Origin of the sequence: Roseateles albus, from assembly GCF_028595345.1 — a bacterium.
Classification (GTDB): domain Bacteria; phylum Pseudomonadota; class Gammaproteobacteria; order Burkholderiales; family Burkholderiaceae_C; genus Paucibacter_A; species Paucibacter_A albus.
This window is the reverse complement of sequence record NZ_JAQQXT010000006.1, coordinates 205911-220133: the sequence shown is the minus strand read 5'-3', so window position 1 is coordinate 220133 and position 14223 is coordinate 205911. Positions and strand designations below refer to the sequence as shown.

12 protein-coding genes are annotated in these 14223 nt (G+C 63.8%); 5 read left to right on the top strand and 7 right to left on the bottom strand.

Translation table 11 applies throughout. The features are described 5' to 3' along the window. Positions 1–17: 17 nt before the first annotated feature. On the top strand, positions 18–2096 hold the full coding sequence (recG, locus tag PRZ03_RS11765) for an ATP-dependent DNA helicase RecG (RefSeq protein WP_273600458.1): 2079 nt from the start codon (positions 18–20) through the stop codon (positions 2094–2096). Between the two features lie 83 nt (positions 2097–2179). On the opposite strand, the gene trhP is transcribed toward recG, so the two are convergent. From trhP to PRZ03_RS11740, 5 genes are all read right to left on the bottom strand, one after another. After that, positions 2180–3541: a prephenate-dependent tRNA uridine(34) hydroxylase TrhP gene (gene trhP, locus PRZ03_RS11760; protein ID WP_276595245.1), complete on the bottom strand. Its 1362-nt coding sequence runs from the start codon at positions 3539–3541 to the stop codon at positions 2180–2182. A 145-nt stretch (positions 3542–3686) separates the two neighbouring features. Continuing rightward, a complete protein-coding gene (locus PRZ03_RS11755; RefSeq protein ID WP_273600457.1) occupies positions 3687–4787 on the bottom strand; it encodes a cytochrome-c peroxidase in 1101 nt (366 codons plus the stop codon). 191 nt (positions 4788–4978) lie between these two features. Continuing rightward, positions 4979–5608 carry an ABC transporter ATP-binding protein gene (locus PRZ03_RS11750; protein ID WP_273600456.1) on the bottom strand — a complete coding sequence of 210 codons (630 nt, stop codon included), beginning with the start codon at positions 5606–5608 and terminating at the stop codon, positions 4979–4981. A gap of 18 nt (positions 5609–5626) precedes the next feature. Beyond that, a complete protein-coding gene (locus PRZ03_RS11745; RefSeq protein WP_273600455.1) occupies positions 5627–6706 on the bottom strand; it encodes a hypothetical protein in 1080 nt (359 codons plus the stop codon). Between the two features lie 32 nt (positions 6707–6738). Then, complete coding sequence (locus PRZ03_RS11740) at positions 6739–7416, bottom strand: peptidylprolyl isomerase (RefSeq protein WP_273600454.1); 678 nt, start codon at positions 7414–7416, stop codon at positions 6739–6741. Between the two features lie 206 nt (positions 7417–7622). On the opposite strand from PRZ03_RS11740, the gene PRZ03_RS11735 reads away from it, so the two are divergent. Next, positions 7623–8099 (top strand): FKBP-type peptidyl-prolyl cis-trans isomerase, encoded by a 477-nt coding sequence (locus tag PRZ03_RS11735; protein ID WP_273600453.1) that lies wholly within the window; start codon positions 7623–7625, stop codon positions 8097–8099. A gap of 17 nt (positions 8100–8116) precedes the next feature. Here the strand turns inward: PRZ03_RS11735 and panC are convergent, their stop codons facing one another. After that, positions 8117–8950: a pantoate--beta-alanine ligase gene (gene panC / locus PRZ03_RS11730; protein ID WP_273600452.1), complete on the bottom strand. Its 834-nt coding sequence runs from the start codon at positions 8948–8950 to the stop codon at positions 8117–8119. Positions 8951–8974: 24 nt separating this feature from the next. Further along, a complete protein-coding gene (panB, locus tag PRZ03_RS11725) occupies positions 8975–9784 on the bottom strand; it encodes a 3-methyl-2-oxobutanoate hydroxymethyltransferase (protein ID WP_273600451.1) in 810 nt (269 codons plus the stop codon). 162 nt (positions 9785–9946) lie between these two features. Here panB and PRZ03_RS11720 point away from each other — a divergent pair, with 162 nt between their 5' ends. Genes PRZ03_RS11720 through PRZ03_RS11710 form a run of 3 tightly spaced genes read left to right on the top strand, consistent with a single transcriptional unit; the run spans position 9947 to position 14222 of the window. Beyond that, positions 9947–10867 carry a hydrogen peroxide-inducible genes activator gene (locus PRZ03_RS11720; RefSeq protein ID WP_263532671.1) on the top strand — a complete coding sequence of 307 codons (921 nt, stop codon included), beginning with the start codon at positions 9947–9949 and terminating at the stop codon, positions 10865–10867. Continuing rightward, positions 10864–13698: an ATP-binding protein gene (locus PRZ03_RS11715; protein ID WP_273600450.1), complete on the top strand. Its 2835-nt coding sequence runs from the start codon at positions 10864–10866 to the stop codon at positions 13696–13698. Before PRZ03_RS11720 ends, PRZ03_RS11715 begins: the two co-directional genes overlap by 4 nt. Before the next feature lie 47 nt (positions 13699–13745). After that, positions 13746–14222, top strand: coding sequence for a DUF1203 domain-containing protein (locus PRZ03_RS11710; RefSeq protein WP_273600449.1), 477 nt, complete (start codon positions 13746–13748; stop codon positions 14220–14222). The last annotated feature ends 1 nt before the right edge of the window (position 14223 follow it).

Below are 14223 nucleotides of genomic sequence, written 5' to 3'. Positions count from 1 at the left end.
AAGGCAGAATGCCGCCCATGCCCGAGGCCGATAGAAAAGAATCCAGCAGCGCCACCAACAAGCCCAAGTCCGCGCCGCAAAAGGCGATGGAGAAGCTCGGCCTGCTGCGCGACATCGACCTGGCCCTGCATCTCCCGATGCGCTATGAAGATGAGACCCGCATCACCCCGATTGCCGAGGCGCAAGGGCATGAAGGCGAGCCGGTGCAGTGCGAGGGTGAGGTGCTGGAGTGCCGGATCGAGACCCGCGGCCGGCGCGTCTTGTTGGTCAAGCTGGCAGACGACAGCGGTGCGGAGCTGCTTTTGCGTTTCATCCATTTCTACCCATCGCATCAGAAGACCATGGCCGTGGGCGCTCGCATCCGCGTGCGTGGCGAGTTACGCCACGGCTTCTTTGGACGCGAGATGGTGCACCCAAGCTTCAAGGCGGTCGTAGAAGGTGCCGCATTGGCCACGGCGCTGACGCCGGTCTACCCGGCCAGCAACGGCCTGCCGCAAGCCTATCTGCGCCGCGCGGTCGCCTCGGGCCTGAGTCGTGCCGATCTGAACGAGCTGCTGCCTGCGGGCGTGGTGCCGCCCACCCTGCCCGCGCTGCGCGACGCTTTGAACTTCTTGCACCACCCGCCGCCGCAAGCGCGGCTGATGACGCTGGAAGACCACAGCCACCCGGCCTGGCAGCGCCTCAAGTTCGAAGAGTTGCTGGCCCAGCAGATCAGCCAGATGCAGGCGCAGCGCGAGCGGGCGCTATTGAAGGCACCGGCCCTCAAAGCCAAACGCGCCGGCATGCACGAGCAGTTGCTGGCGGTGCTGCCCTTCGGCCTGACCGGCGCGCAGCAGCGGGTCAGCGAAGAGATCGCGCAAGACCTGGCCCTGGGGCAACCGATGCACCGGCTCTTGCAGGGCGACGTTGGGTCCGGCAAGACGGTGGTGGCCGCGCTGGCAGCGGCCGGCGCCATCGACGCGGGCTGGCAATGCGCGCTGATGGCGCCGACCGAAATCCTGGCCGAGCAGCATTTCAAGAAGCTGGTCGGCTGGCTGGAGCCGTTGGGGCTCAAAGTCGCTTGGCTGACCGGCAGCATCAAGGGCAAGGCGAGGCAGAAGATGCTGGATGCGGCAGCAGATGGCTCTGCACAACTGGTGATAGGCACCCACGCGGTGATCGAGGAAAAGGTGAAGTTCGCCAAGCTGGGCCTGGCCATCATCGACGAGCAACATCGCTTCGGCGTCGCGCAGCGCCTGGCGTTGCGCAAGAAGCTCGCTTCAATGGACTTGGAGCCGCATCTCTTGATGATGAGCGCCACGCCGATTCCGCGCACGCTGGCGATGACCTATTTCGCCGACCTGGCGGTATCCACCATCGACGAGCTGCCGCCGGGGCGCACACCGATCGTCACCAAGGTGTTCGCCGACAGCAAGCGCTTCAATGTGATCGAGAAGATCCGCGATGAAGTCGCCAACAAGGCCGCGCAGGTCTATTGGGTCTGTCCGCTGATTGAGGAATCAGAGACCTTGGACCTGAACAATGCGACCGAGACGCACGCCGAGCTTTCCGCTGCATTAGACGGTTACGTGGTCGGCCTGCTGCATGGCCGCATGACGCCCGCCGACAAGGCGGCGGTGATGGCCGAGTTCACGGCTGGGCGCATCAGCGTGCTGGTGGCAACGACGGTGATCGAAGTCGGCGTCGATGTGCCCAACGCCAGCCTGATGGTGATCGAACATGCCGAACGCTTTGGCCTCAGCCAGCTGCACCAGCTGCGCGGCAGAGTCGGGCGCGGCGCGGTCGCGAGTGTTTGCGTGCTGCTCTATACCGGGCCGCTGTCCGACACCGGCAAGTCGCGCCTGAAGGCAATGGCCGAAACCAATGACGGCTTCGAGATCGCAAGGCGCGACCTCGATATCCGCGGCCCCGGCGAGTTCATGGGTGCGCGCCAAAGTGGCGCCGAGCTCTTGCGCTTTGCCGACCTGCAGGAAGACTCGGTGCTGCTGCAAGCTGCGCGCCGCTTGGCACCGCAGTTATTGGACAAGCACCCGCAGGCGGCCAGGCGGCAAGTTGAGCGGTGGTTAGGATCAAAAGCCGAGTTTTTAAAGGCCTGAGCCGGACAGCCGGCAAGGCCTGCGGCTTGACGCTGCCTGCGAAGGCGTGCAGCGTCCTCGCAGCACGCGGGCTGCCAGCCTGACTAAGCCAGCAGCCGCGCGATCAAGGCGCCCTGGTAGCGTGCCTCCAGCGGTATAGCCACCGTCACGCCATTGCCGGCGGCTTCTTTGACAGACTCGCCCAACTTTCCGCGCATTTCGGTCAGCTCAAGTATCTCGTTACCGCTGGGATGAATGATCTCCAGGCGGTCGCCGACCTCGAAGCGGTTCTTGACCTCGATATCGGCCCAACCCTGCGCGTCAATGCTGCGCACCTCACCCACATACTGACTGCGCCGCGCCTTGGAGTGCCCGTCCAGATAGTTCTGCGTGTCCTGGCTGCGGTGGCGCTGGTAGAAGCCGCTGGTGTAGCCACGGTTGGACAGGCCATCCAGCTCGGCCAACAGCGTTGGATCGAAGCTGCGGCCGGCCACCGCGTCATCGATCGCACGCCGATAGACCTGCGCCGCACGCGAGACGTAATAGCGGCTCTTGGTGCGGCCTTCGATCTTGAGCGAATCGACGCCGATCTCGACCAGGCGCTGCACATGCTCGACCGCGCGCAGATCCTTGGAGTTCATGATGTAGGTGCCGTGCTCGTCCTCCTGGATCGGCATCAACTCGCCGGGACGCTGCGATTCTTCGATCAGATAGGTCTGGTCGGCCAGCGGGTGGCGCTCGCCCCCACCGGCGGCGGCAAAATCTTGGTCGGCTTGCTGCACCGCTTTGTGGAAGTCGAACTTGATCGCTTGCGCCTGACCAGCCTCGTCTTCAAACGCGTCGCCTAGCTTGTAATCCCAGCGGCAGGCGTTGGTGCAGGTGCCCTGGTTGGCATCGCGGTGGTTGAAATAGCCCGACAGCAGGCAGCGGCCCGAGTAGGCGATGCACAGCGCGCCGTGCACAAACACCTCGAGCTCCATGTCCGGGCATTCCTGGCGGATCTGCGCCACCTCGTCCAGGCTCAACTCACGCGAGAGAATCACCCGCTTCAGGCCCTGCTTTTGCCAGAACTTGACGCCGGCGAAGTTGACCGTATTGGCCTGCACGGACAAGTGGATGGGTAAATCCGGCCAGCGCTCGCGCACCATCATGATCAGGCCGGGGTCGGCCATGATCAGAGCGTCGGGTTTCATCTCGACGACCGGCGCCATATCGGCCAGATAGCGCTTGAGTTTGTCGTTATGAGGCAGGATGTTGCTGGCGACCAGGAACTTCTTGCCGCGTGCATGGGCCTCGGCGATGCCGGTTCTCAGATTCTCCAGCTTGAAGTCGTTGTTGCGGGCACGCAGCGAGTAACGCGGTTGGCCCGCGTAGACGGCGTCGGCGCCGAAGTCAAAGGCCGCACGCATGCGGTCGAGGTCACCGGCCGGCAGCAGCAGCTCCGGGGATTTGATAGATTGCGCCATAGTCAGACAAAGCCCGGGCTGCCCCAAAAAGCCAAGGAATAGCCGGGCGACAAAATGAAATTTCGAACCGCGCAGTCTATGCAAGCTGAGGTCAATCTGGCTTGCGACAGGTCAAGCTTGCTGAAGTGCTCGCGGGCCTATTTGCCTAGTTGCAGCCTACAAAAGACGGCGCGCCGAGCACATAGCCATCGCTGAGCGTGCGCAAGAAGCACTCTAGATCAGCCAACTCCTGCGCACTCAAGCGCCGAGCTTGCGCACCAAAAGGTGCGACTTGATTGACATTGCCCAGCAGCGACTGCGGCAAGTCGTCATAGAGCACGGTCTGCCCATCGGCACTGCTGTACCAGCGTGCCGGCTCACGATCGCGCGTGTTGTAGAAGTCCAGCACCTGGGCCAGGCTGCTCATTACGCCGTTGTGAAAGAACACTTTGCGCTCGGCGACATTGCGTAGCCCCGGGGTGCGAAAGAAGCCACACAGCTCGGTGCGCCCGGCCAGGTCCGTGCGACTCGGGCCACACAAACCGAGATCCCGAAAGTTCGGATCCTGATTCACCGACAGCTTGGTATTGCGCGGCACTGCAAGCGCGGCATAGCCAAAGTTGGTGAACAGCGGTGGCTGACCGCTGCTGCTGAGGTCGGGCGAATGGCAGCTTGCGCAATTGGCTCCTTGCTTGTCGGAGAAGACCATCAGGCCGCGTCCCTCGGGCAGGCTGAACCGAACCTTGCCGGCCAGGACAAAGTCCGACTTGCTGTCATAGGGATGAAACCGAGTGTCCTCGACTTGCAGCGCTTGCAAAGCCTCGCTGGCCTGGGTGACCAAGGTGCTGTCGTCCGCCGCCGGTGTTGCAAAGGCCGTCAGGAATTGACTGGCGTAGGCGGCGCCGCGCAGCCTGCGCGCCAAGTCGGCCACCGAGCCGTTGTCCATCTCACGCGGATTGAACCAGGGCAGGAATGCCTGGGCGGCAAGGCTGTCGGCGCGCCCATCGGCCATCAGCCCACCGCGTAGATCTTCGACTTTGCTTGCCGGTGTGCCATTGAAGCCGCCCAGCCGCTCCAGATAGCGCAGCGAGGGCGCGGCGCGCAGGCCGGCTTGATTCGACTGGCTACCGCCTATTTGAACCGCCAGGGCATTCGGCGGTCCATGCGCGAAAGCAGGGTTATGGCAGCTGGCACAGGACAGGCGGCCCGATCCGCTGAGGCTTTGATCTAGAAAAATCTTCTCACCTAACTGCGCTTTCGCACTCATCGCGGCCGGTCCGGGCGGAGGTGCAGTTGCTGGAGATGCCGTGGCCGACTCCGTCGCACCGCCCGAACCCCCACCACAAGCGGATAGCACGATAGCAAGCATAATTCCGACATAAAGCGGTATATCAGCAATGGTGCGATGGAGCTGGATGCGCATGAGCGCGGATTGTGCAGCAAGCCTCGGAGTGCTGTCTAGAGCTCAATACAGGCATTGGGCGTGAGGCCCAGATCTTCATGACTGACCACCAGCAAAAGCCTCTCAGCGCCCGAATTGGCCGCTTCGCCAAGCACGCCGCGCAAATGCGCCAGCGAGACCGCATCGAGCGCATTCAAAGGTTCATCCAAGAGAAGCAGCGGCGTGTGCAAGGCCAGCGCCGCCGCCAAGGCGGCCTTGTGCTGCGTGCCGGTGGAGAGCGTGCGCAGCGGCTGATTGAGAAAGGGCTGCAGACCAAAGCCCTCGATGTGCGCTTGCCAACTGGCCCTGTCTGCATCTGGGTAGAGCCCGCTCAGGAAGGCGAAGCGCTCTGCAGGGCTGAGATGCTCGAATGGCGGCGGCTCGGCGCCGACGAAGCTGACCATGCGGCGGTACTGCAGCGGTTGGCGCAGCAGGTCCACACCGGCAAGACGGGCGCTGCCGTATTGCGGCTGCAGCATGCCGGCCAAAAGCTTGAGCCGGGTTGACTTGCCGCTGCCGTTGGGCCCGCGCAGCCAGACCAGACCGGGCTCAAAGGTCTGGCTCCATAAGTCGACCACGCGCCTTGCGCTATTGCTATAGGCATAGCTGAGCGCTTCGGTGCGCAAAAAGGCAGGGATGTTCGGCATGATTGTTCGCGATCGTGATCAAGAGCTCAGCAGCGCTTCGCTGGCCAGCGCAACCCAAAGCGCCCAAGCCAAAAGCCAGCGCCCGGCGCGCGCCTCGGCGCTATCGCCCTGTTTGGCCATCATCGGCAAGGCCGGCGCCAGCAGCCCATAGACCATGAACGAAGGTGCGGCCAAGGGTGCGAGCCGCCACGGGCCCAGCAAGAGCATCGCCGCCATGAAGCCCCAAGCCAATATGCTCGGCGCCAAGGCCAGCAGTAAAAGTCGGCGCGGCCAAAAGCCGGCGGCAAGCGGCAAGGCCTGCGATGCAGCAATCAGCGGCGCATAGCAGCGCGTGGCTTGGGCATGCAGGCGCGCACTCAGCCCCATGACCAGCAAGGTGTGGGCCGCCAGCACCCACGAAGCCTGCGCCGGCCAGATCAGCGCAGCCATGAGATTTGCGCCGAGCAGCAAACAGGATAGGGCCCATAAATGCAAAACCGGCCGGGCGGGGCCGCGCCACAGGGCCAAGCCCAGTAGCAGCCAGTGCACGCCAAACAGGCGATACAAACCAGAAGCAAGGCGGCGGCCAGAGCCGCTTGTGCCCTGCGGCCTTGCTGCCGACTGCGCCACACCCTGCGGCAGGCGCCTGCCCTGCATCAGCAACGCCGCCGCGCCTGCGGCCAGCGCCAGCGACAGGCCGAAATAGACCATCGCTCTTGGCCACAAACCCTTCATCCAAGCGGGGTCGGCATGCTGCCAGGCGGCCATTGAGATCAAGTTGAGCAGGGCCACCGGCAGCAAGGCCAGGCCGATCACGGCCAGATCGGCGCGCAGCAACTCGATCCGCCGCAACGGCAGCGCGCGCTCGGCGTCCAGCCAATGGGCAGGGAGCAGTTGCTCGCGCAAACCCCAGCACAGCAACAGGCCCGGCAGCGCGTGCAGCACAACGGCCCCCAGCGCCAGCGGCCAAGGCTGTTCGCTGGCCCAGAACAGCGGCAGCGCGGGCCAGCCTATCAGCGTCGCAAAGAATTGCCCCAAGACGGCCGCCACCACCGCAATGAAGGCGGCCCAGCGGCGCAACAAGGCCTTCAACTCGGCCGCACTCCAGCGCAGCCGCATTTGCAGCAGACTGCAAGAGACTGCCCCCGCGGCTATTTCAGACGTTGCACCCAATAGATCAAGACCTCTTGCCTTGGCCGCAGATCGGCATCGCTGTAGACATAGACGGGCACTGCATTGATCGCCTCCACGGTGGCCATGCCGGAAATCACCCGGCCGAAGACCGCATAACCCGGTTTTGCGGCGGACTGATAGTCCAGCTCCCGATTGTCCTTCACGTTGATGAAGAACTGATTGGTGGCGCTGTTGGGATCGCTGCGGCGAGCCATCGCGATGGTGCCGGGCAGGTTGTACTCGCGCGATTCCAGCGGTATGGGCGCATAGGCGGGCGGGCGCTCGACCATGCCGCTGGTGTAGCCGCCGCCCTGGATGACGAAGTCGCGGTCCACCTGATGGAACAAGGTGTTCTTGTAGGCGCCGTCGGCCACATAGCGCAGGAAGTTATTGACCGTGTTGGGGACGGTGTCCGAATAAAGCTCGAAGACGATCTCGCCGCTGCTGGTCAACATGCAGACGGTCGGCAAGCTGCTGAGCGCGGACTTGATCAAGCCCTCGTTGCTGCAGCTATAGGTATTCGGATAAGGGTAAGGGTTGGGTGTGGGAACGGGCAGCGGCGGCGGCCGGTAACCATCGTCGGGGCTGCCACCACCACAGGCCGTTAGGAATATCACCGCAGCGGCCGCCGCCGCGCGCAAGAAAAATGAGTGCATTGAAACAGCTCCGGGACCCAAGGAGTATTCAACGGCCAAGGGCTCGGTCGTGCCGACATAGGGAACAGCGCTGAGGCTATCGCTTACCAACTGTTACAAGCCTATGCATGGCCTCGGCCTGGACTTGGCTCCCCAATCGCTCGCCACACAAGATGCACTAGACTCCGCTCGCAATTTGCAATCCTTGTCACTTTTCGAAGACCAGCATGTTCAAAAAGATCCTTTCCGTCTCCACCATCGTTGTGGCCATTACAGCCAGCTTGGGCCTGAGCGCTTGTGGCGGCGGAGGCTCAGATTCGAGCACGCCGGCCGTTGACACCTCCGGATCGGCCGCCATCACCGCATTGCAAACCACCGATAGCGTGGTGGGGACGGGCGCCATCGCCGCTGCCGGCACGACCGCGACCGTGCATTACACAGGCTGGCTATATGACGTCAAAGCCGCCAACAAGCACGGCAGCCAATTCGACAGTTCGGTCGGCAAGACGCCGTTCTCATTCAAGGTCGGCAATGGTGACGTCATCAAAGGCTGGGACCAGGGCGTAGCCGGCATGAAAGTGGGCGGCAAGCGCACCCTCACCATCCCAGCCAGCCTAGGCTATGGCACGACCGGCGCGGGCGGTGGAGCCATTCCCCCAAACGCCGCCCTGGTGTTCGACGTCGAGTTGCTCAGCGTCAAGTAAGCCGAGAAAGCCTGGGTTCAGGCTTCGAGGTTGTCGATCAACCTCGTCGCCCCCAGCTTGGCCGCCGCCAGCGCCACCAAAGGCTGGCCCTCAAGCGGCGCGCCCAGATCATGCTGACGGCGCAATGACACATAGTCGGGCTGCCAACCGTTCGAGCGCAGATGTTGCATGGCCTCGGACTCCAGCTTGGCCACATCGCGTTCACCCGATTGCCAGCGCGCAATCAGCGCCCGCAGGGTTTGGCTCAGACGCAGCGCCTCAGTGCGCTCGGCCTCGCTCAAATAAGCATTGCGCGATGACAGCGCCAGGCCTTCGGCGCTACGTTGGGTTTCGCCGGCAATGATTTGAATCGGCAAAGCCATCTGTGCCACCATGCGGCGCAAGACCATCAGCTGTTGATAGTCCTTCTTGCCGAACAAGGCGATCGAGGGCTGAACGATATTGAACAGCTTGGCCACCACCGTGCACACGCCGATGAAGAAGCCGGGGCGGAAATGGCCCTCCAAGATGTCCGACAACTCGGACGGCGGGTGGATTTTGTAGCCCTGCGTCTCCGGATACAACTCGCCCTCGGCAGGCGCAAAGACGATGTCGCAGCCGGCGCCGGCCAGCAGCGCTGCGTCGCGCTCCAAGGTGCGAGGGTAGCGGTCAAAGTCCTCGTGCGGCGCGAACTGCAGGCGGTTGACGAAGATGCTGGCCACGACCAGGCCGCACGCTCCGACGGCCGCCCGACCCTGGCGCACCAGCGCCAGATGGCCGTCGTGCAAGCTGCCCATCGTTGGTACGAAAGCGCGGCTGCTATTGCTGGCCAAGGCCAGCCGTAACTCGGAAATGGTGTGGATGATTTGCATAGGGGCCAACTCGCTCACTGACTTTCAATAGCCGTGCAACTCGTCCTGCGGGAAGGCCTGCGCCTTGACCTCGCTGACATAGCGCCGCACCGCCTCTTGCACCGATCCGGCGCCGCCCTGCATGAAGTTCTTGACGAAGCGAGGCCGACGGCCCGGCGTGACGTCGAGCATGTCATGCAGCACCAAGACCTGACCTGAGCAGCCGACACCGGCACCAATGCCTATCACCGGGATGCCCAGCGTCTGCGTCAGCTCTGTGGCCAAGGCTGAGGGGACCATTTCCAAGACCAGCATTTGTGCGCCGGCCGCGACCAATTCTTGGGCTTGCTGCTTCATCAGCGCGGCAGCCGCTTCTTCACGGCCCTGTACCTTGTAGCCCCCCAACATGGTGACGGTCTGTGGCGTCAGGCCCAGATGAGCGCAGACGGGAATGCCGCGCTCGACCAAGAAACGCACCACCGGCGCGGTCCAACCGCCGCCTTCGAGCTTGACCATGTGTGCGCCGGCCTTGAACAGGGCCGCCGCACTCTTCCAAGCTTCTTGTGGCGAAGCTTGATAGCTGTCGAAAGGCAGGTCGCCAATGATCCAGGCGCTCTTGCGGCCGCGGGCCACACAACGGGTGTGATAAACCATCTCGTCCAGGCTCACAGGCACGGTACTGGTCTGGCCCTGCAAGACATTGCCGAGCGAATCACCGACCAGCATCACATCGACACCGGCATCGTCCAGCAAGCTGGCAAAAGCAGCGTCATAGCAGGTCAGCATGGCGATCTTGTCGCCGCTGGCATGCATGTCCAGCAGGCGCTGCAGGCTCATCGGTTTGCGTTCGGTCATGTGGGCACCTCGGTCATCAAGTCTTGTTCAAGAGGCGTGTCCGCTAGGACTTGACGCACACCGCCCCCAAGTTTGGCCGCAGTGTAGCCGGGCCTCCAAGGGTTTGCTCTAGGGGGCTGAATCCAAAGCCAAGCACAATGCAAACCCTGGAGGAAGCCCCGCATGACCTTGACCGAGTTGCGCTACATCGTTGCCGTTGCCCGCGAACGCCACTTCGGCCGCGCCGCCGAGGCCTGCCATGTGTCACAGCCTACGCTCAGCGTGGCGATCAAGAAGCTCGAGGAAGAGCTGGATGTGCGCATCTTCGAGCGCGGGGCCAATGAGATCAGCGTCACGCCGCTGGGCGACGAGATCGTGCGCCAGGCGCAGTCGGTGATCGAGCAAGCCAGCGCTATCAAGGAGATTGCCAAGCGCGGCAAAGACCCCTTGGCAGGCACCTTGCGGCTGGGGCTGATCTACACCATCGCGCCCTACTTGCTGCCGGCGCTGGTCAAGGGCGTGATCGAGCGCTACCCGCAGATGCCGCTGATGTTGCAGGAGAATTTCACCTCCAAACTGCTGGAGATGCTGCGCACCGGCGAGCTGGACTGCGCGGTGCTGGCCGAGCCCTTCCCCGATGCGGGCCTGGCGATCGCGCCGCTGTATGACGAAGACTTCATGATCGCCGTGCCGGCCGGCCACCGCTTGGCCGAGCGCAGCGAAGTCAGCGCAGAGGAGTTGAAGCAAGAAACCATGTTGCTGCTGGGCGCCGGCCACTGCTTTCGCGACCATGTGCTAGAGGTCTGCCCCGAGTTCGCGCGCTTCTCCAGCGATGCTGAAGGCATACGCAAGAGCTTCGAGGGCAGCTCGCTGGAGACCATCAAACATATGGTCGCCTCGGGCATGGGCGTGACCGTGGTGCCGAGCTTGAGCGTGCCCAAGGAAGCGCAGCCGCATCTGCGCTACATCCGCTTTGCCGCGCCGGTGCCGACGCGCCGCGTCGTGCTGGCCTGGCGCAAGACCTTCACCCGCTACGAGGCGATTGCCGCGCTGCGCAATGCGGTCTATGGCTGCGAGCTGGCCGGTGTGAAACGGCTCTCATGAACGAGCACGACGAGACCCCTGCGCTGTATGCGCTGAACGGCACAGTCGAAGCGCTGGCCGCAGCCCTCCCGACGCTGCCCGCGCTTGAGCAAACTCGCCAGCTGGCGAATCTGGCCTGGCACCAGCGGGAACGCAATTCGGCTTGGGCGCTGACCCTGGCGGACCAAGCCGAGCTGGGTTTGCAGCATTTGCCGGCCCATCAAGCCCTGCGCAGCGCTTGGCGCTTGCAGCTGACGCGTGTTGACGTGCGCCGCCTGCGCAATGAAGCCGCCCAAGGCGAAGCGCTGGCCAGCGCTGTCTTGAATGCCGCCGAGGCAGCGGGTGACTGGATCAGTGCCGCCGACAGCTGCTGGGTGCTGTCGCAACTGGCCACTGCGGCCGGCAACACCCCCGGCTGCTGCACCTGGCTGGCACGCGGCGTGGGCTACGCCGCCCGAGCCGGGGACAGCAGCCGAGAGCAGATTCTGCAATGCAGCCAAGCCCGTTTCGCCGGCTTTATCGACTCCGATGCGGCGGAGCAGCAGTGGGGCGACGCATTCAGCCAAGACAGCGCGGCACAGCCGGTGCCGGTGGCCGCCGCCATGCAGCTCTACACAGCCTTGCGCGCCATGCGGGCCAGCAAGCCCAGCGAATCCGTCCAGGCTTTCTCATCCGTGATCGAGCCGCTGCTACAAGCCGGCTACATCCGTGAGGCCATCATTGCTCAGGTCAATCTGGGCAGCATCTTCAACGATCTGAACGACCCACAGGCCGCACTGGTTTGGATGGAGCGCGGGCTTGATCTGGCCCAAACCCATGGCTGGCCCAGCAGCATCGCGAGTTGCCAAATGCAGCTCGGTGAGACCCTGCGCCTGCTGGGCCGCCTTGATCTGGCCGAGCAGCAGTTGACGGCCGCCAAAGACTGTTTGGCCGCCTGGCCTGAATCACGCAATTTTGCGGTGGTCTTGAACTATCTCGGCAAGCTGGCCCTCGCGAAGCAGCAGCCCGAGGAAGCACGGCGGCTCTTCACCGAGATGCAAGTGCTGGGCACCCATGTTGATCTGCGCCTGACCGCACAGCGCGGCCTCGCACATGCGCTGCTGGATTTGGGCGACTTGGCACAGGCCGAGCAATGCGCGCAAGACGCGCTGAACAATGCCGTCGCCCGGGGTGCGGGTGAGTCCGAGGTGGAACTCCTGCTGCTGCTGGCGCGCATTGCCCAATCTCGACCCGGCGCGCCCGAAGGCGCGGGCTTGCCGCAGCTTGAGCTGGCCCGGGAACGCGCCAAAACCATCGTCGGCTACAAGAACACGAGTGAGCTGCTGAACGCCTTGGCCAAAGCCTATGCCGCCGCCGGACGCTATAGCGAGGCCTTCGAGACCAGCCAGCTCGCGGCCAACTCGCGCGCCCAGTCGCTGAGCCGCGAATCTGCCAATCGGCTCGAATCGATTCAGCTGCGCAATTTGAGCGAGAGCGCCCGCGCCCAGGCCGCGCATTTGCAGCAACTCGCCGAGGCCGAGCGGCAAAAAGCAGCGCTGATGCAAAGCAATAACGCGACGCTGGAAAAGCTCGGCGTGATCGGCCAGCAGCTGACGCAACATCTCGACATGGCCTCGGTATTTGCGGCCTTGAGCCAGCACATTCCGGCGCTGCTGGACGCGCGTGCCTTTGAGATCTATTTGCTCGACGAAGAAGGCCAGGGCCTGCAATCGGTGTTTGGCCTGGAGGACGGTAAGCCTATCCCGACCAGCCATATTGCACTCGATGCGCCCAGCTCCAACGCCGCCCGTTGCGCGCGCGAACGCGCCGAGCTGTCTATGCAATTGGCTGCCGACGGCAGCGATCCCAGCCAAGTGCCCGGCACCATGCGCACGCTCAGCGCCTTGTTTGCGCCGCTTTTGATCGGCGAACGCCTGCTGGGCGTGGTGACGGTGCAGTCGCCGCAGGCCGAGGCTTACGGCGAACATGAGCGCATGGTGTTCCGGACCCTGAATGCTTACGCCGCCATCGCACTCGATAACGCGCGCGCCTACCGGCATTTGCAGCTGGCGCAAAGCCAGCTGCTGGCGCGCGAGAAGCTGGCCGCGCTGGGCGCGCTGGTGGCCGGCATCGCGCATGAGCTCAACACACCACTGGGCAACAGCCTCTTGATGGCCAGCACGCTGGAGCAAAGAACCGTCGAAGTGGAACGTGCCGCCACCAGCAAAGCGCTGAGGCGCAGTGAACTGGAGAGTTACTTCAGCGAAGCCAAGGCGATGACGAGGCTGATCACCTTGGGCCTGGAGAATGCCGCCAGATTGATAGGCAGCTTCAAGCAAGTGGCGGTGGACCGCACGGCCGAACAGCGCCGGCCCTTCGACTTGGCTTTGTTATGCGAGCAGGTTGCCGCGACGCTGCAGGCCAGCATACGCAAGCGCGGCCACAGTCTGACGCTGGACATCCCGCCCGACATCCTGCTCGACAGCTTCCCCGGCCCCTTCGGCCAGATCTTGAGCAATTTGATCGAGAACTCGATGGTGCACGGCTTCGGTGAGCGCCGCGACGGCGAGATGCGCTTGAGCGCGCGGCTGTTGAAGTCGGAGCAGGTCGAGCTGCGTTTCCAAGACAACGGTCTCGGCATCAGTGCCGCCCATGCCGCGCGCATTTTCGAGCCCTTTTTCACCACCAAGTTCGGCCAAGGCGGCAGCGGTCTGGGGCTCTCGGTCAGCCACAACATCGCCAGCAATCTGCTCGGCGGCAGTCTGACGCTGGACAGCTCGGCCGCTGCGGGCAGCTGCTTTGTGCTGAGTTTGCCCTTGCGGGCGCCCAGGCTGGCCGAAGAACAGGCGCAAGAAGCGGGTGGGCAAAGTTAGCCTTGTTTTTGACAATGCCGACACTTCAACAGCCTTGGACTTCCGCCATGTCAGCCCGCCAATTCCAAATCGAAGGCCTGCCCGCCGCCAACTTCTCAGCCTTGTTCGACTTGCCCGATACAGAGCTGCAAAGCCGCCACATCCAACGCCGCATCGTTGCCGAGCTGCATGACGCACCTTGCCGTGTCAGCCTGATGGATGCCGAACCGGGCGAAGAAGTGCTGCTGCTGCCCTTTGCCCATCACACTCTGGCCACCCCTTACCGCAGCAGCGGGCCGATCTTCGTGCGCCGAAACGCCAGCGAGGCCATGCTGCAGCCCGGCGAAGTGCCCGACTCGCTGCGCCGGCGCTTGCTGGCATTGCGCGCTTACGACGCGGCCGGCTGGATGCTGGCCTGCGATGTCAGCGAAGGCCAGCAGGTGGAGGCCTTGATCGAACGCCTGCTCCAACTGCCGGGCAGCGCCTTCGTCAATATCCACTATGCGCGCGCGGGCTGCTATGCCGCCCGAGCCCGCTGGGCCTGAA

Bases quoted from the DNA above. Each gene is read 5' to 3' on its own strand.
- recG (WP_273600458.1), top strand. From the start codon at position 18: ATGCCCGAGGCCGATAGAAAAGAATCCAGCAGCGCCACCAACAAGCCC.
- trhP (WP_276595245.1), bottom strand. From the start codon at position 3,541: ATGGCGCAATCTATCAAATCCCCGGAGCTGCTGCTGCCGGCCGGTGAC.
- PRZ03_RS11755 (WP_273600457.1), bottom strand. From the start codon at position 4,787: ATGAGTGCGAAAGCGCAGTTAGGTGAGAAGATTTTTCTAGATCAAAGC.
- PRZ03_RS11750 (WP_273600456.1), bottom strand. From the start codon at position 5,608: ATGCCGAACATCCCTGCCTTTTTGCGCACCGAAGCGCTCAGCTATGCC.
- PRZ03_RS11745 (WP_273600455.1), bottom strand. From the start codon at position 6,706: ATGCGGCTGCGCTGGAGTGCGGCCGAGTTGAAGGCCTTGTTGCGCCGC.
- PRZ03_RS11740 (WP_273600454.1), bottom strand. From the start codon at position 7,416: ATGCACTCATTTTTCTTGCGCGCGGCGGCGGCCGCTGCGGTGATATTC.
- PRZ03_RS11735 (WP_273600453.1), top strand. From the start codon at position 7,623: ATGTTCAAAAAGATCCTTTCCGTCTCCACCATCGTTGTGGCCATTACA.
- panC (WP_273600452.1), bottom strand. From the start codon at position 8,950: ATGCAAATCATCCACACCATTTCCGAGTTACGGCTGGCCTTGGCCAGC.
- panB (WP_273600451.1), bottom strand. From the start codon at position 9,784: ATGACCGAACGCAAACCGATGAGCCTGCAGCGCCTGCTGGACATGCAT.
- PRZ03_RS11720 (WP_263532671.1), top strand. From the start codon at position 9,947: ATGACCTTGACCGAGTTGCGCTACATCGTTGCCGTTGCCCGCGAACGC.
- PRZ03_RS11715 (WP_273600450.1), top strand. From the start codon at position 10,864: ATGAACGAGCACGACGAGACCCCTGCGCTGTATGCGCTGAACGGCACA.
- PRZ03_RS11710 (WP_273600449.1), top strand. From the start codon at position 13,746: ATGTCAGCCCGCCAATTCCAAATCGAAGGCCTGCCCGCCGCCAACTTC.